This is a genomic window from Streptomyces sp. CA189 (assembly GCF_056428985.1).
The window spans coordinates 38,450-54,248 of the sequence record NZ_JBWJVM010000061.1; the positions used below are offsets into that span (position 1 = coordinate 38,450).

At 70.2% G+C, this 15,799-nt stretch carries 19 protein-coding genes and 2 pseudogenes; 12 read left to right on the top strand and 9 right to left on the bottom strand.

What is annotated here, in order from left to right:
* Nucleotides 1-97 precede the first annotated feature (97 nt).
* Complete coding sequence (argS, locus tag AC061S_RS32665) at nt 98-1,882, top strand: arginine--tRNA ligase (protein WP_478689492.1); 1,785 nt, start codon at nt 98-100, stop codon at nt 1,880-1,882.
* A gap of 95 nt (nt 1,883-1,977) precedes the next feature.
* The gene (locus AC061S_RS32670; protein WP_478689493.1) at nt 1,978-2,121 is read left to right on the top strand and encodes a hypothetical protein; all 144 of its coding nucleotides are present in this window, start codon (nt 1,978-1,980) and stop codon (nt 2,119-2,121) included.
* Nucleotide 2,122: 1 nt separating this feature from the next.
* Here the strand turns inward: AC061S_RS32670 and AC061S_RS32675 are convergent, their stop codons facing one another.
* Both AC061S_RS32675 and AC061S_RS32680 read right to left on the bottom strand, forming a co-directional pair.
* Nucleotides 2,123-2,521, bottom strand: a complete 399-nt coding sequence (locus AC061S_RS32675) for a type II toxin-antitoxin system VapC family toxin (RefSeq protein ID WP_478689494.1) — start codon at nt 2,519-2,521, stop codon at nt 2,123-2,125.
* A complete protein-coding gene (locus tag AC061S_RS32680) occupies nt 2,518-2,748 on the bottom strand; it encodes a FitA-like ribbon-helix-helix domain-containing protein (RefSeq protein WP_478689495.1) in 231 nt (76 codons plus the stop codon). The genes AC061S_RS32675 and AC061S_RS32680 overlap by 4 nt, the downstream gene beginning before the upstream one ends.
* 149 nt (nt 2,749-2,897) lie before the next feature.
* Here AC061S_RS32680 and AC061S_RS32685 point away from each other — a divergent pair, with 149 nt between their 5' ends.
* From AC061S_RS32685 to AC061S_RS32710, 6 genes are all read left to right on the top strand, one after another.
* A complete protein-coding gene (locus tag AC061S_RS32685) occupies nt 2,898-3,692 on the top strand; it encodes a VOC family protein (protein ID WP_478689517.1) in 795 nt (264 codons plus the stop codon).
* 165 nt (nt 3,693-3,857) lie between these two features.
* A complete protein-coding gene (locus AC061S_RS32690; RefSeq protein WP_478689496.1) occupies nt 3,858-5,420 on the top strand; it encodes a hypothetical protein in 1,563 nt (520 codons plus the stop codon).
* Nucleotides 5,421-5,537: 117 nt separating this feature from the next.
* On the top strand, nt 5,538-5,969 hold the full coding sequence (locus AC061S_RS32695) for a DUF3995 domain-containing protein (RefSeq protein WP_478689497.1): 432 nt from the start codon (nt 5,538-5,540) through the stop codon (nt 5,967-5,969).
* Nucleotides 5,966-6,508: an RNA polymerase sigma factor gene (locus tag AC061S_RS32700; protein WP_478689498.1), complete on the top strand. Its 543-nt coding sequence runs from the start codon at nt 5,966-5,968 to the stop codon at nt 6,506-6,508. Before AC061S_RS32695 ends, AC061S_RS32700 begins: the two co-directional genes overlap by 4 nt.
* Nucleotides 6,505-6,960 (top strand): hypothetical protein, encoded by a 456-nt coding sequence (locus tag AC061S_RS32705; protein WP_478689499.1) that lies wholly within the window; start codon nt 6,505-6,507, stop codon nt 6,958-6,960. The genes AC061S_RS32700 and AC061S_RS32705 overlap by 4 nt, the downstream gene beginning before the upstream one ends.
* 156 nt (nt 6,961-7,116) lie before the next feature.
* Nucleotides 7,117-8,784 carry a hypothetical protein gene (locus AC061S_RS32710; protein WP_478689500.1) on the top strand — a complete coding sequence of 556 codons (1,668 nt, stop codon included), beginning with the start codon at nt 7,117-7,119 and terminating at the stop codon, nt 8,782-8,784.
* Nucleotide 8,785: 1 nt separating this feature from the next.
* Here AC061S_RS32710 and AC061S_RS32715 read toward each other — a convergent pair whose 3' ends face one another.
* A complete protein-coding gene (locus tag AC061S_RS32715; RefSeq protein ID WP_478689501.1) occupies nt 8,786-9,175 on the bottom strand; it encodes an ATP-binding protein in 390 nt (129 codons plus the stop codon).
* A gap of 170 nt (nt 9,176-9,345) precedes the next feature.
* Between AC061S_RS32715 and AC061S_RS32720 the strand changes: the two genes are divergently transcribed.
* Together AC061S_RS32720 and AC061S_RS32725 are read left to right on the top strand one after the other, a co-directional pair.
* On the top strand, nt 9,346-10,113 hold the full coding sequence (locus tag AC061S_RS32720; protein ID WP_478689502.1) for a helix-turn-helix domain-containing protein: 768 nt from the start codon (nt 9,346-9,348) through the stop codon (nt 10,111-10,113).
* Nucleotides 10,110-10,355 carry a DUF397 domain-containing protein gene (locus AC061S_RS32725; protein ID WP_478689503.1) on the top strand — a complete coding sequence of 82 codons (246 nt, stop codon included), beginning with the start codon at nt 10,110-10,112 and terminating at the stop codon, nt 10,353-10,355. The genes AC061S_RS32720 and AC061S_RS32725 overlap by 4 nt, the downstream gene beginning before the upstream one ends.
* Here the strand turns inward: AC061S_RS32725 and AC061S_RS32730 are convergent.
* Together AC061S_RS32730 and AC061S_RS32735 are read right to left on the bottom strand one after the other, a co-directional pair.
* Entirely contained in the window at nt 10,333-10,743 is a 411-nt protein-coding gene (locus AC061S_RS32730; protein ID WP_478689504.1) for a TetR/AcrR family transcriptional regulator C-terminal domain-containing protein, read from the bottom strand. The two genes, AC061S_RS32725 and AC061S_RS32730, sit on opposite strands and share 23 nt — an antisense overlap.
* A gap of 184 nt (nt 10,744-10,927) precedes the next feature.
* Nucleotides 10,928-12,003 (bottom strand): annotated as a pseudogene (locus AC061S_RS32735) (RNA-guided endonuclease InsQ/TnpB family protein).
* Nucleotides 12,004-12,016: 13 nt separating this feature from the next.
* Here AC061S_RS32735 and tnpA point away from each other — a divergent pair.
* Both tnpA and AC061S_RS32745 read left to right on the top strand, forming a co-directional pair.
* A pseudogene (gene tnpA, locus AC061S_RS32740) lies at nt 12,017-12,235 on the top strand (IS200/IS605 family transposase); the annotation flags it as partial.
* On the top strand, nt 12,222-12,530 hold the full coding sequence (locus AC061S_RS32745) for an ABC transporter permease (protein ID WP_478689505.1): 309 nt from the start codon (nt 12,222-12,224) through the stop codon (nt 12,528-12,530). The pseudogene tnpA and the gene AC061S_RS32745, both read left to right, overlap by 14 nt.
* A 67-nt stretch (nt 12,531-12,597) precedes the next feature.
* Here the strand turns inward: AC061S_RS32745 and AC061S_RS32750 are convergent, their stop codons facing one another.
* The 4 genes from AC061S_RS32750 to hemB all read right to left on the bottom strand — a co-directional run bounded on the left by AC061S_RS32750 (nt 12,598) and on the right by hemB (nt 15,575).
* Complete coding sequence (locus tag AC061S_RS32750) at nt 12,598-12,867, bottom strand: DUF1876 domain-containing protein (RefSeq protein WP_243340114.1); 270 nt, start codon at nt 12,865-12,867, stop codon at nt 12,598-12,600.
* A gap of 98 nt (nt 12,868-12,965) precedes the next feature.
* On the bottom strand, nt 12,966-13,730 hold the full coding sequence (locus tag AC061S_RS32755) for an acyltransferase family protein (protein WP_478689506.1): 765 nt from the start codon (nt 13,728-13,730) through the stop codon (nt 12,966-12,968).
* Nucleotides 13,670-14,086 carry an acyltransferase family protein gene (locus AC061S_RS32760; RefSeq protein WP_478689507.1) on the bottom strand — a complete coding sequence of 139 codons (417 nt, stop codon included), beginning with the start codon at nt 14,084-14,086 and terminating at the stop codon, nt 13,670-13,672. Before AC061S_RS32760 ends, AC061S_RS32755 begins: the two co-directional genes overlap by 61 nt.
* 487 nt (nt 14,087-14,573) lie before the next feature.
* A complete protein-coding gene (gene hemB / locus AC061S_RS32765; RefSeq protein ID WP_478689508.1) occupies nt 14,574-15,575 on the bottom strand; it encodes a porphobilinogen synthase in 1,002 nt (333 codons plus the stop codon).
* Nucleotides 15,576-15,799: the final 224 nt, after the last annotated feature.

Here is a 15,799-nt window from a genome sequence, read left to right on the forward strand (position 1 = left end):
ATATCCCGGGATGTGGACAGCCCCCGCGTGGGATACTCGGTCCTTGTCGGAAACCCCAAGTGCACGCTCAAGCACGACCTCACAGGAACGGCAGCTCATGGCCTCGGTCCCTTCCCTCGCTTCCTCCGTCAACCAGCGCGTCGCCGACGCACTCGCCTCCGCCCTGCCGGACGCCGGTGCGAGCGACCCGCTGCTGCGACGAAGCGACCGGGCCGACTTCCAGGCCAACGGCATCCTGGCGCTCGCGAAGAAGGCCAAGGCCAACCCGCGTGAGCTGGCGACGACCGTGGTCGAGGGCATCGACACCGCCGGCCTGATCCAGGAGATCGAGGTCTCGGGCCCCGGGTTCCTCAACATCACCATCACCGACAAGGCGATCGTCGAGACGCTGGCGGCCCGCGCCGCCGACGACCGTCTCGGCGTGCCGCTCGCCGCGAACCCCGGCACGACGGTGATCGACTACGCGCAGCCGAACGTGGCCAAGGAGATGCACGTAGGCCACCTGCGTTCCGCCGTGATCGGCGCGGCGATGGTGGAGATCCTCGAATTCACCGGTGAGAAGGTGGTCCGCCGCCACCACATCGGCGACTGGGGCACCCAGTTCGGCATGCTCATCCAGTACCTGCTGGAGCACCCGCACGAGCTGGACCACAAGGCCGAGGACGGCGCGGAGGTCTCCGGCGAGGAGGCCATGTCCAACCTGAACCGCCTCTACAAGGCCTCGCGCACGCTCTTCGACTCCGACGAGGAGTTCAAGACGCGGGCCAGGGCCCGGGTGGTGGACCTCCAGGCCGGCGAGCCGGAGACCCTGGCCCTGTGGCAGCGGTTCGTCGACGAGTCGAAGATCTACTTCTACTCCGTCTTCAACAAGCTGGACATGGACATCCAGGACCCCGACGTCGTCGGCGAGTCCGGCTACAACGACATGCTGGTGGAGACCTGCAAGCTGCTGGAGGACTCGGGCGTGGCCGTCCGCTCCAACGGCGCGCTCTGCGTGTTCTTCGACGACGTCAAGGGCCAGGACGGCAACCCGACCCCGCTGATCGTCCAGAAGTCCGACGGCGGCTTCGGCTACGCCGCGACCGACCTCTCGGCGATCCGCGACCGGGTGGGCACCCTGGGCGCGACCGAGCTGATCTACGTGGTCGACGCGCGGCAGTCCCTGCACTTCAAGATGGTCTTCGAGACGGCCCGCCGGGCCGGCTGGCTGAACGAGGACACCAAGGCCGTGCAGCTGGCCTTCGGCACCGTGCTGGGCAAGGACGGCAAGCCGTTCAAGACCCGCGAGGGCGAGACGGTGCGGCTGGTGGACCTGCTGGACGAGGCCGTCGAGCGGGCGACCGCCGTGGTCCGCGAGAAGGCGGAGAAGATCGGCCTGACCGAGGCGGAGATCGTCGAGAACGGCCAGTACGTGGGCATCGGCGCCGTGAAGTACGCGGACCTGTCCACCTCGGCCGCCCGCGACTACAAGTTCGACCTCGACCAGATGGTCTCGCTGACCGGTGACACGTCCGTGTACCTCCAGTACGCGTACGCCCGGATCAAGTCGATCCTGCGCAAGGCGGGCGAGGCGGGCGACCGCAAGCCGGTCGCGCACCCGGAGCTGGAGCTGGCCCCGGCCGAGCGCGCGCTGGGCCTGCACCTGGACCACTTCGGCGAGCTCATCGCCGAGGCGGCCGCGGAGCACGCCCCGCACAAGGTGGCGGCGTACCTCTACCAGCTGTCCTCGCTGTTCGCGACGTTCTACGAGCAGTGCCCGGTCGTGAAGCCCGAGCCCGAGCTCGTCGTCGGCGAGAACCGCCTGTTCCTGTGCGACCTGACCGCCCGCACCCTCAGCAAGGGCATGTCCCTCCTCGGCATCCGCACCCCCGAGAAGCTCTGACACCGGGCGCACGGCACCACGGCGGCCCCCGTCTCCCCCACCGGGAGACGGGGGCCGCGGCGCTACCCACGAGAGCGAAGGAGCACGCCGACGCCATGGAGATCGAGATCAACGAGGACATCCTCGTAGGCCAGGACGAGGACTTCGACGAGGCCGCCATGGCCGCTGTACGGGCCGGCATCGCCCGGGCCCTCGCGCCCGACGCTCGCAACTCACCCGCACGAGCCGAGCCGCGCTGACTCAACCCGCCCCGAACACCTCGACCTTGCACCGAGCGCTCCCCGAACGGGCGATCCGGGCGTCGCACGTGACAAGCGGCACCTGGAGTCCCTCGGCCAGAGCCACGTAGGTCGCGTCGTACGCGGAGAGGTTCGCGTACAGCTGGCGGACCCGGGGCAGGACGGGAAGGTGCTCCATGCGCCGGACCGGCAGTGCCGTGAAGTCGTCCCAGGCCACGTCCAGCTGGCGGTCCGAGAGTTTGCCTCCGTGGTGTCGGCCGAGCAGGGCGTGTGCGACTTCCACATCGAGCAAGTAGGGAGCGGCGAGTCGTTCGCCCACCACCCGCTCACGCACGGCCTCGCCCGCCGGACCGGCGTCGGCGACCAGCATGACAACCGCGCTCGCGTCGATCACGATCATTCGCGCCGCCGTCCGGCGTCGAGGTCACCGAGAACCTCGTTCAGGCTCAGCTCGGCCGATACCCGGGAACGGATCCGCGCGACGACATCCTCGACGGACGGCGTGGCAGCCTGTTCCTCCAGCAGGGTCCGGGCGTACGCCTGCAGGGACTGGCGGTTGCGCGCAGCTCGTATCTTCAGCTCGGCGAGCGCTTCGTCGGACAGGTCGCGGACATACAGGGTGGCCATGCAACAAGACTAGTTGCACTGCCAGCATTCTGCTAGCAGTGCAGCACGCCGCCCGCTTCACCCAGACGGGCCGATTCCGGCCATACCTGCCGGGTAGGGGACGGGCCGTCCATCCCCTACCCACCCCGACGGAGGGCCCCGTGCCCGACATGAACGGTCCCTACAAGCCCGGCACCCCCTGCTGGATCGACCTGATGGTTCCCGACCAGCAGGCGGCCATCGACTTCTACGCCGACCTCTTCGGCTGGCAGGGCGAGATCGGCCCGCCCGAGACCGGCGGGTACTCCGTCTGCACCCTCAAGGGCAAGCCGGTCGCCGGGATCATGAAGGCGATGAACCCGGACGGCACCGTCCCCGACCCGATGCCCCCGACCGTGTGGACCACGTACCTGGCCACGGACTCCCTCGACGCCACCCTCAAGTCCGTCACCGACGCGGGCGGCACGGTCGTGCTGGGCGCGATGGACGTCATGGACCTCGGGCGGATGGCCGTCCTCGCCGACCCGACCGGCGCCGTCATCGGCCTGTGGCAGGCCGGCACCTTCGACGGAGCGGGCATCGTCAACGAGCACGGCGCGCTCATCTGGAACGAGCTGAGCACCGGCGACGTCCCCGCCGCGAGAGCGTTCTACGGCGCCGTCCTCCCCGTCACCACGGCCACGTCCGAGATGCCGGGGGCCGGCGGGTACACGGAGTTCCAGGTCGACGGCCGCGCGGTGGCCGGAATGATGGACCTGAAGGACCTCCCGCCGGGGACCCCGCCGAACTGGATCCCGTACTTCAGCGCCGACGACGTCGACGAGATCCAGGCCGCCGCCACCCGCGCCGGAGCCTCGGTCATGGCCCCGGCCTTCGACATGGCGGCCGGCCGCATGGCCGTGCTGGCCGACCCGCAGGGCGCGGTCTTCGCGGTCATCAAGGCGAAGCCGGAGATCGTCGACTGACGGGCCGTACACCCGCGTGAAGGGGCTCACAGGGCACGTTCCGCCTGTGCGCCCCCTCTTCGGGGCCCTCCGCGGATCGCGCCGGTCACGTGATCGATTTGCGTACCGGAATCCCTCCCACCCCCCGTAATCTGGCCAAGTTCAAAAAGGGGAGGGAACCCAAGCATGAAGTTCAAGCGAATAGCCACCGTGGCCGCCGCGGCAGTCGTCGGCCCGATGGTCCTCATGACCACGCCCGCGATGGCGGACGAGCAGCAGCAGCCGGCGGTGTCCGTACCGGACGCGGCACCGAAGGACGACACGGCACCGGACGCCGAGCCGACGCCGGAGACCGAGCCGGAGACCAAGCCGGAGACCGGTCAGACCACTCCGGTGACCGAGCCCGCGCCCGCGCCCGAGACGGCCCCGGTCGCTCCGCCCGTGACCCCGCCCGTCACGCAGCCCGTGACTCCGCCGGTGGCGACGCCCGAAACCCCGGCGCCCGCGCCGGTCAACCCGCCCGCGGCGGGCGGGGAGGCGGCGCAGACCAACGACACCCCGCCGGACTCGAAGCTCGCGGGCCCGGCCGTCACCCTGGCCGGCCTCCCGAAAGACGGCTTCAAGCCCGACGGCAGTTGGACCCCGCTGACCCTGACGGTCGACAACTCGTCGAACACCGAGGTCACCGACTACACCCCCCGGATCCAGTACTCCTCCGGCGGCGCGGTCGAAGAACTGTTGTCCTCCAACGTCAAGGTCGAGCACCTCGTCACCGACGCGGCGGGCAACAAATCCTGGAAGACCGCCGATTACATCTACATCTACGACCATGACTTCTACGCGTTCGGCCTCGGCACGGAGGTATCCGTCGCGGCCGGATCGGTCTACACCGTCGACGTACGGATCAGCTTCGCCAAAACCACGCCCCTGGTCCCCTTCGCCCTGACCTCCTCCGGTCTGAGCATCCGTGAAGACGGCGGGAATGCCTGGTCCCCCGAGACCCGCTACGTAACGAAGATCGCCGGCGCGCCCCGCTTGCCCGACGTGATCTACAAGGGTCCGGAGCTCTCGCTGTACGGCACGCCCGCCGAGGGCTTCAAGGCGGGAGGCGACTGGCAGGAGCTCGACGTCCTCGCCGCCAGTGATCGCTATGACCTGGTGCTGAAGAGGTTCCAAGTGGACCTCGCCGTGGAACACCTGGGCACCTCCCAGCTGAAGTCCGAACACGTACAGGTCGAGCTCTACGGAAAGAACGGCTGGGAGCCGGTAGAGCGCTCCTCCGCGGACAAGGGGCTCGTGTCCGTCGGCGTCTGGCAGGGACCGTTCCCCCGCGAGCAGACCGTCGAGGTCAAGGTGCGCGTCCGCTTCACGAAGGACGCCCCGGCCGGCGACATCAAGCTGCGGCTGGCCGGCGCTTCGGACGAGAACTTCGGCGAGGAGGGTCTTGCCGACGCGTGGGTCAGGAGCTCCTCGGACCCCCAGCCCTCGAAGATCCACGCCGCCGACCCGGACCCGGTCGACCCGGCCGACCCGGACCCCGTCGACCCGGGCAACAACCCGGGACCCAACGGTGGCAGCAAGCCGATCGGCAACAACGGCACCGGCACCGGCACGCCCCCCGGCGGCCACCTCGCCGAGACCGGCAGCAGCCCGGCCTCCAGCTGGGCCCTCGGCGGCGCCGGCGTGGCCCTGGCCATGGGCGCCGCCCTGGTCGCCGGCACCGGCCGCCACCGCCGCCGCACCACCTGAGTCAGCGGTAGCGGGTCACACCCAGACCCCCTCGCGTGACGGGGCTCACAGGGAACGTTTCCCCTGTGGGCCCCCTCCTCTGTGTGCCGGAGGGTTTCACCACCGAGGGGGCACACCGTGAAGGACACGACACGCAGGCGCACCGGGCGGGCGCTCGCCGCGCTGCTCGCCGCCGACGGGCTGGCCCACCTGTACTGGGCCACGGGCCTGACCTGGCCCGCTCCCGACGAGCGGACCCTGTCGCTGGCCGTGCTCGGCTCCGAGGTGTCCTTCGGCCCGCCCGTCGTCCTGCCGCTCGCCGCGCTCACCCTGACCGGGGCCGCCGCCGTCCTCGCGCACGCGCACGGCCGGGGCGGGCGGCCCGCCCGCCTGGTGACGGCCGCCGTCGCCGCCGGGCTGGCCGTACGGGGCCTCGCGGGCCTGGGCTGGGCCGCCGGTCTCCTCGACAGCCCGGCGGACGGCCCCTTCCGCGCCCTCAACCTCGCGCTGTACACCCCCGCCTGCCTCGGCTTCGGCTGGGCCGCGGCCCGGCTGGCCCGGGCCCGGTGAGCGCGCCCGGCCGCCCCGCCGCGGGGCCCCTCACCCACGCCGCCCGCGACCGCGGAGTCGCCCTCGCCCGCGCGGCCCGGGGCGGAGACACCCTCGCGCTGCACGACCTCCTCGACCACCTGACCCCGTACATCGCCCGGATCTGCCACCCGATCGCCCTCGCGGACGGCCCGGACGCCACGCAGGAGGCCCTGCTCTCGGTCTTCCGGTCCCTGCGCTCCCTCCGCGACCCGGAGACCCTGTACGGCTGGGTCCGGTCCATCGCCGTCCGCGAGGCCGTCCGCACCGCCCGGCGCGCGTCCCGCGACCGCCCGGCCGAACTGGCCGACGTACCCGGCCGGGACGACCCGCAGCTCGCCACCGACATCGACGACGTCCTGGCCCGCCTCTCGCCCGCCCACCGGGCCGTCCTCGTACTCCGCGACGTCGAGGGCCTCGACGAGGAGTCCGCCGCCGCCCTGCTCGGCGTCCCGCCGGGCACCGCCAAGTCCCGGCTGCACCGGGCCCGTACGAGCTTCCGGAAGGCGTGGTCCGCATGACGACCCACCCGCACGCAGTGGACACCGTCGCCCGCCTGCGCATCATGGCGGCCGGCGTCCCCGGAGCCCGGGTCGTCGAGGAAGTCCTCCCCGCCCCCCTGGAGGCCGTCTGGGCGGTGATGTCGGACCTGGAGGGCGAGTTCGGCCGCTTCCAGCCCGACATGCGCACCGTGCGCGTGCTCCGCGTCACGGGCGACCGCGTGGAGGCCCTGGCCCGCAGCAAGTACGGCCTGCGGGCCCACTTCCACGGCGTCCTGCGCCCCGGCTGGTGCTGGCTCCAGAGCCGCTTCCTGATCATCGGCATGGCCGCCGCCCCGACCCCCGAAGGCGGCACCCGAGTGGCCCTGACGGGCGGCGTACGCGTCCCCGGCCGCGCGGCCATCGTCCCGCTGGGCGCGGAACGCGAACTCCGCGAGGCGATGACCCGCCTGGCGGTCCGGACCGGCGCCTGAAGCCCGCGTGAGGGAGCTCACAGGGCACGTTCCGCCTGCGATCCCCCTACCCGAGGCGCTCCGCAGACCTTGCCGGTCGCGTGATCGATTCGCGTACAGGAATCCCTCCCACCCCACGTAATCTGGCCAGGCTCAAAAAGGGGAGGGAACCCAGAAGTGAAGATCAAGCACATAGCCGCCGTGGCCGCAGCAGCAGTAGTCGGCCCGACGGTCCTTATGACTGCGCCCGCGATGGCCAGCGAGCAGCAGCCGCCGACCGTGTCCGTACCGGACTCCGCGCCGAAGGACGACACGACGCCGGCCGCCGAGCCGACGCCGGAGGCCAAGCCTGTCACCGAGCCGGTGACCGCGCCCGTGGCCCCGCGCGTCGCGCAGTCCGAGACCCCGGCATCCGGGGAGTTGGAGGGCGGGGGGCCGGGGGTGTGGGACTCGGTCACCATCGCCCCGGAGGTCACGGTCGCGGGCATCCCCGAGGCCGGTTTCAAGGCGGACGGCGGGTGGACCCCGCTCACCGTGAAGGTCGACAACTCGGCCCACATCGAGGTCACCGGCTTCACGCCGCTGATCACCTTCAGCTTCAGCGATCCCACGGACAAGCTGAAGGCCGACCAGATCAAGATCGAGCGGCTCGTCACCGACGCGGACGGCAACAAGTCCTGGAAGCCCGCCGATCCCCGCACCCCGCGTTTCGACAGGCACACGACCAAGGTCTTCACCTACGGGCTCGGGACCGAGAAGACCGTAGCCCGCGACGCGGCGCCCTACACGATCGACGTGCGGATCAGCTTCGCCGCCGACACGCCGGTAGTCCCCTTCACCATTCATTCCGACGGTCACAGCATCCGCCCGGCGGACGGTGGCAACGCCTATGCGAAGGACACCTGGTACTACACCAAGATCGCCGGAGCCACCGATGATCGCCTGGACTACACACACATCGAAGGCCCGGCCCTCACCATGACGGGAGTCCCCGCAAACGGCTTCCAGGTGGGCGGGGCCTGGCAGGACCTCACCGTGCGTGTGGACAACACCGGCAAGCAGACCTGGCCCATCTCCAACGTCTCTCTCTACCTGGACCGCCCCGACGGGGTCTCGGCGAAGGACAGCCCCGTCAAGGCCGAGTTCTACGGCGACAAGGGCTGGCAGGCCCTGCCGGAGTACAGCACTCTCAGCCACACGACCTTCGAGCTGAAGTCCGTCCCGGGGAAGTACGACTACCCCGTCGCAGCCGGGGCGGTCTTCGACCTGAGGGTTCGGATCCGCTTCGCCGCGAACGCCAAACTCGGAGACATCGTCCTCCGGGCAGCCGTTGACGGCATGTCCAGCGTCAAGCACCCCTACAAATTCATGAAGAGCCGGTCCGCGGGCCATCTGACCCGCCTCGTCGTGCTCGACCCGGGCACGGGCGGCACGGGCGGCACGGGCGGCACTGGCGGCACCGGCGGCACCGGCGGCACCGGCGGCACGGGCGGCACCGGCGGCACTGGCGGCACCGGCGGCACCGGCGGCACTGGCGGCACGGGCGGCACGGGCGGCACCGGCGGCACGGGCGGCACTGGGGGCACCGGCGGCACGGGCGGCACCGGCGGCACTGGGGGTACTGGAAACCAGGGCAACCATCCCGCCCCCGCCGGCGGCGCCAAGCCGATCGACAACACCGGCACCGGCACGGGCACCGGCAGGCCCCCCGGCGGCCACCTCGCCGAAACCGGCAGCAGCCCGGCCTCCACCTGGGCCATCGGCGGCACCGGTATGGCCCTGGCCCTGGGCGTGGCCCTGGTCGCCGGCACCGGCCGCCACCGCCGCCGCGACACCACCGCCTGAGTCAGCAGCAGCGGAACTCGCACCAGACGACCTTGCCCGGCGCCCGGGGCAGCACGCCCCAGGTGTCGGCAAGGGCGTCCACGAGCACGAGCCCCCGCCCGGGCGCCCGCTCCCCGATCCGCGACAGCCCGGGCCCGCTGTCGTGCACCTCGACGCGGACGGTCTCGTCGTACGTGAGCAGCCGCAGCAAGTAGCCCCGTCCGCGCGGGACCCCGTACCGCAGCGCGTTGGTCGCCAGCTCGCTCACGCAGAGCAACACATCGTCCCGCCGGGAGGTCCTGCCCCATGCATCCAAGGTGTCACGTGTGAAGTGGCGTGCGGCGCTGACGGTTTGGGGTGAGCGCAGGTAGGGGCGCTCCTGCACCAGGGCGGGTTGAGTATGAAGGTTCACCCGCCGATCGTCGCGCTAGGTGACTAGCGTGGAGCAGTACGGCAACCCGTACTCAGTGATGAGTACGGGTTGGCACGGGGTAGTGCAGCCGCCAGGGTGGGGAGTTCATCGTCATGCCACCGAGGAAACGCGCACGGCCGAACGCGACGACCATGAAGATGGTCGGGAGGATGGTCGCCGCGGCCCGGATCGCCAAGAACCTGACGCAGAAGCAGCTCGGTGTGTTGGTACAGCTGGACGAAGAGACCATCGCGTCCATCGAGCAGGGGCGGCGGGCGCTGATGCCGAACGTCGCGGAGCTGATGGATCACCATCTGGGGCTGCCAGGGCTACTGACCGTTGCTGCACACGAAATGCCGCTGGTGGACACGACTCCTCCATGGGCGGAGGAGTACATGGATCTGGAGAGCAGAGCCGTTGCACTCTCCTGGTACGAGTCCATCCGCATCCCGGGGCTGCTCCAGACCGAAGGTTACGCAAGGGCCCTGTTCCGCAACCGCGTACCGGCCCACCCCGAGGAAGAGATCGAAGCTCTCACCGTCCGCCGTGTAGCCAGGCATGCCATCTTGCGCCGCAAGGCCTCACCGAGCATCAGCTTCATCCTCTGGGAAGCCGCGTTCCAGGCTCGCATCGGCGGAGAGGAGGTCTATCTGGAGCAGCTGCACCATCTGCGCACCTGTATGGACCTGCCGAACATCACACTGCAGATCCTGCCCTTTGGGCAGACCACCCACCCAGGCCTCAACGGTCCGTTCATTCTTCTGGAGACGCCGGACCACCAGCACTTCGCGTACTCCGAAATGCAGCGCGGCAGCCTGTTGATCTCCAATCCGGACGAGGTCAGCATCCTCGCCCGCAGGTATGCAATGCTGCGGACTCAGGCCCTCAACACCGAGCAGACGAGAGGCCTGTTGAGCCGCCTGCTAGGAGAGACATGAGTGCCACGACCGCACCGAAGTGGTTCAAGTCGAGCTACAGCGGCGACGACGGCGACGCCTGCCTGGAGGTGGCCATCGCCTGGCGGAGGTCCACGTACAGCGGCAGCGAAGGCGGCGCCTGCGTAGAGGTCGCCACCTGCGCGACCCAGGTCCACGTCCGCGACTCCAAGATCACCGACGGACCAGTGCTGGACCTGACCCCCGCCGCCTGGGCCGCCCTCACGGAGTGGACCGCTCGCTGATCAGCTCGGCCAGCCCGTCCAGCAGGCGCCCCAAGCCAAAGCGGAACTGGAAGTCCGGCTCGTCGGAGCCGGTGAACGCGTCGGACTCCAGCAGCCGGGTCACCGCCGGATGGGTGTCCGGGCCGGTGAGCAGCCGCAGCGTGCGTACGTACTGACCGACGACCTTGTCCGGTGAGACCCCGGACTTCACGATGGCGTCCATCATGTCCGCGGCCATGGTCGCCTCGTTCCGCACGAGGCCGCCGACGAGGATGATCGTCGAGAGCTTCGCGGATTCCCGCAGGCCCGTCCCCGCCATGGAGGCGAGCCCGCGGTCCATCCAGGCGAGCTGGTTCGGGGTGGCCGGCGGGGCCGTGATCGGGATGCGCAGGATCCACGACTTGGTCATGAGGAGCTTGCGCTGTGCTTACGCCCAGTGCGACAGGAGTTCCCGCCAGCCCCAGCCGTCCGCCTCCGGCGGGAGCGGCGGCGGGGTGCCCACGCCCGCGTCCGACATCAGGATGCACAGCTCTTCTTCTTCGCCGTGACGTACCGTTGAAGTGCTCTCCCGGGTGAAGCCGGGAGACTCCTGCTTACCTTGCGGTAGCGGGCTTGGCGCGCTTGCCGCGCCTGACGACTGCCCTTCCGGCAGCCGGGAGGAGCGCGAGGCCCGTCCGGTACAGCTGCAGGACGTTGCGCGCTGCGTTGTGGTCGGCGTTGCCCGACCAGCCGCAGTCCGGGTTCTTGCACACGAACACAGCCTGCGACTCCCGACTACCGGGGGTGGGGACACCACAGGCCGAGCAGCGTTGGGAAGTGCCCGGGGCGGGAACCTTGTGCAGGGTGCCGCCGTGCCGGGCGGTCTTGTACGTCAGCATGATGACCGTCCGGCCCCACGCCTCCCCGTTGATGGAGCGGTTCAGCCCTGAGCGCGCTCGCCGGGCTTTCGGCACTGCTCACGCTGCGCGGCGCGCTGCTCCAGACGCAGGAGCTTCGCCTGCTCCTTGCCGGTCAGCCACTCGCCGTGCTCGTAGGTTTCGCCGTCTGAGAGGGCGATGGGGACGGTGACGCCCACGTCGATGCCGATGTCCGGCCCCTGGTGGCGGTCGGGCTTGGCCTCCAGGGTCTGGACGCGGAAGGCGATGTGCCAGCCCAGCGCGTCCTTGACCAGCCGGGCCCCGGTGATCCGGTTCTCCCCGTTGGCGTGCTTGCCAACGGGTATGTCTTTGGTCCACCGGAAACGGACCCGGCCCACCTTGGGAATATTGGCCATTCCCCAGCGGCGATGCACACGTGTGATGTTCAGGTCACGGCCCTGCGGAATGTCCACGGACATCACCGTGCGGAACCGGCCCTTGAAAATGGGTGCGTCGGCGCGGCCGTCCCAGCAGTTCTTCCACGCCTGGAAATACGTCTTCAACACCGCTTGCGCGGCCTGTGCCGGAAGAACAGCGAGAAAGTCGCTGTCCTCGCGGGCCTGCCGGATCACAGCATCCGCATTCACCAGAGTCCGCTTATCCTTCGGCATCATCCGCCACCACGCGTGCAGCAGGTTCCACATCGTACGGGCCGCGTGCGCCTGGCCATCAGACCTCAACACCCCGGCAGGAGACAGCGCGAGCCGGGCCCGGTGCCCGAACTGCCACTTGACCAAGGTGTCTTGACTCATAATCTAGAACCCGTACAGGCGGAAAGCGTTCACCGACGCCATGCCGACCCGCACCGAAGAGATCATGCGGGAGGTCTGCGCAGACTTCGAGGCCGAGCTGACACAGTTCAACGGCGAACAAGACCACGTGCACTACCCGCCGAAAGTCCAGCTCTCCAAATTGGTCAACTCCCTCAAGGGCGTCAGCTCCTGCAGGCTCCACCAGGAGTACAACAGCCATGTCCGTCGGTACCGGCCCGAAGCGATCTTCCTGGACGGGCCGACCGCCCGGCTCGACCCACGCAGCCGCCAGGACCTGTGGGAACTCGTACGGGAACTGCGCGTTCGTCCCCATCGGCACCATGCCAGGCTGGCTCCACGGTTTCGCCGACCACCAGCCGCTGACCCCGGTGATCGAGTCCCTCCGGGCCCTGCTCCCGGCCCAGCCGGCGGGCGACGCCCCCTGGGTGGCCCTGGCGTGGTGCGCGGCCATCGGCGTGGTACCCGTGGTCCTGGCTGCCTTCGTCTTCGAACGGCGGACGCGGTAGGCAGGCGCGGACGGGCGCGGTGCGCCGATACGGCACACCGCGCCCAGATCTCGACGCATCAGTCACGTCAGTGCAGCGGGTACGAGTGCCTGCCCGTCGCCTCGTCGATCTCCGAGTGCGCCTTCTGCAACATCTGGGACGCGATGTCCATGAGCGCGCGAGCGCCCGCGATCTCTTCCCCGACCCTCAACTGCTCCGGGTCGGAGGGGTGGCGCATGGCGTAGCCGTGCGCCCGTATCTCGGAGCCGTCCCCGAGTCTGACCAGGGCCGCCGCACTGGTGCGGTGGCCCTCCTCGGTGAATTCGAGCTCCACATGCCACCCGACGAGCGTGGACATGATCCATCACCTCCAGGGGTCACCCTGCTTCCAGGGTGCGCCTACCCGGGACGCGATGCGAATCGGTACGGTCCCGCCCGTGCCGACCGCGGTCCGGCTCAGCCGGTCTTCGTAGGCCGCGAGCGCCCGAAGCGGCGGACGAGCGGGGTCTCGACCCAGGCGAAGAGCCCCCAGGACATCAGGACCGTGACCACCCCGACGCCCGCCAGGAGGCCGAGGGTGACCGGGAGCGAGTACATCTGCTCCTCGCCCAGCCAGACCATCGCGCGGTGCCGGAACGGACTGGGCAGGCCCTCGATGTCCGCGCTCGCGGCGGCCGCGATCAGCAGGACGATCGGCACGATCATCACGGCACGCTGGCCGTAGAGGTAGGGCACGTGGAAGGTCAGCCAGTAGCCGGCGGCCAGCAGCAGGCCCGACCGGACCATGCCGATGTTGCGCCAGCGCCCGTGCTTCACGGCGAGCGCCACCAGGATGCCGAGGGCGAAGTCGGCCATGCGGACCGGGGGCAGCACGTAGCTGAACCAGTACTGGGAGACCGAGCTGTCGTGACCGCTGGGGATGCGGTCGCCGCTCGGGAACAGGGCGTACGCGACGGCGGGGGTGGCCACCACCGTGGCGATCGCGCCGGTGATCCAGTACTTCAGGTGACCGGGGTCGATCCGCTTGAAGGCCGCCAGCAGGGCGGGGAAGCACAGGTAGAAGACCGCTTCCACAGCCAGCGACCAACTCGGCGCGTTCACACTGAAGTTGGTCATGCACTCAGGCCACCAGACCTGCACCATGAACAGGTTGGCCACCGCTACACCCGCGGAGGTGTAGTACAGCGCGAACAGGGACAGCGCGAGCGCCCAGGTGACCACGTAGTTCGGGTAGATCTTGGCGAACCGGCGCCGCCAGACCCCGTGGTGGTGTCCCGCTCCCGCGCCGACCAGGTCAGGACGAACCCGCTGAGGACGAAGAAGAAGGTCACGCCGAGCCCGCCCGCCTGGGTGAACCAGCCGGCCAGCCGGAACTCGGTGTCGTCGTCCGCGAGCAGCCGCAGCGGGGGTATGGGGAGGAAGGCGTGATGGTCGAAGACCAGCAGCGCGGCGGGGAAGCGCAAGCCGGTGAGGGAGTCCAGCCGGACCGCGCGGGGCGACGGGACGGTGTTCCGGGGCGGCGGCGTGCTGGGGCGGGCCGGCGGCGCAGAACCGGTCATGACGTGGTCAGTGGCCACGGGGCTTCCTTCTGGGACGCGGTCCTGCGGTGCGGCCGCCCTGATCGGCAGGTGGAGCGCCTTTGTACCGACGCCCGCTCGTTGCACGCTCAATAGGCCCGGCGCGACCGATTCCGCTCGTTGACGCCGACGTCCCACACCCCGGCCCCGATGCCCCGGAACGGGCCGAAGCCCGCGCCCATCCCGGGCGCGGACCGTACCCGAAGCCGCCCTGCTCAGCTTTTGTGATGGCTACGGAGCGTTTTCCCTGAGCAACTGGCCGACTTCAGGTAGTCGTTCTCCGCCACCAACTCCGCCGCCAGTTCGTCCCTCTCGGCCCTCAGCCTCTTCCAGGCGAGGACCCCGGAAGCGGCGGCCAGGCCGAGGCCGGCCCCGGCCGCGACAACTGCCGCGACCCTGCCTCTGCCGGACTTGCCTGCCGTCCGCTCGGCCTCTTCCACAGCCTCGGGGGGGCAGAACGGGTACAGCCCTGTCAGCCCTGTCAGCCCTATCGCTCGGCGCGCAGCCAGCCCGCGACCTCCGTCGCCCAGTACGTCAGGATCGTGTCCGCGCCCGCCCGCTTGATGCCGAGCAGGGTCTCCAGGATCGCCCGGTCGCGCTCGATCCAGCCCTTCTCCGCCGCCGCCTCGATCATCGCGAACTCGCCGCTGATCTGGTACGCCGCCACCGGGACGTCCACCGACTGCGCGACCCGGTAGAGGATGTCCAGGTAGGGCCCGGCCGGCTTGACCATCACCATGTCGGCGCCCTCCTCCAGGTCGAGGGCCAGCTCGCGCAGCGACTCCCGGGCGTTCGCCGGGTCCTGCTGGTAGGTCTTGCGGTCGCCCTGGAGCGAGGAGGCGACGGCCTCGCGGAAGGGGCCGTAGAAGGCGGAGGAGTACTTCGCCGTGTACGCGAGGATCGAGACGTCCTCGTGGCCCGTCTCGTCCAGCGCGTCGCGGATGACGCCGACCTGGCCGTCCATCATCCCGCTCGGGCCCACCACGTGGACGCCCGCGTCGGCCTGGACCTGCGCCATCTCGGCGTAGCGCTCCAGCGTCGCGTCGTTGTCAACGCGCCCGTGCTCGTCCAGGACCCCGCAGTGGCCGTGGTCCGTGTACTCGTCCAGGCACAGGTCGGACATGATCACCAGATCGTCCCCCACCTCCGCCTTCACGTCGCGGATCGCGACCTGGAGGATCCCGTCCGGCTCCGTGCCCGCCGTGCCCCGCGCGTCCTTGTTCTCGTCGGCCGGGACGCCGAAGAGCATGATCCCCGAGACCCCGGCCTCGACCGCCTCCACGGCCGCCTTCCGCAGCGTGTCCCGGGTGTGCTGGACCACGCCCGGCATCGCCGAGATGGCGAGCGGCTCGCTGATGCCCTCCCGGACGAACGCCGGGAGGATCAGGTCCGAGGGGTGCAGCCGGGTCTCCGCGACCATCCGCCGCATCGCCGGGGTGGTGCGCAGCCGACGGGGCCGCGAGCCGGGGAAGGATCCGTACGCGCTCATCTTCAGGTCGCCTCTTCGAGCATCGATCGGTGGAGAACAGTCCAGACAAGGGTAGGGCCCGGGTGCACTCGCACCCGGGCCCCACCAAGTAACACCGCTAAGAACGTCCGCCAGTAGGTGCCCGACTGGGCGGCAGTAGTAGGGCAGGCACGGTTCGCCCGATCATGGAGTTCTCTACGCTTCATGATCACCGGGGGATCCGTGCCTGCCGTCCCATCATGCAT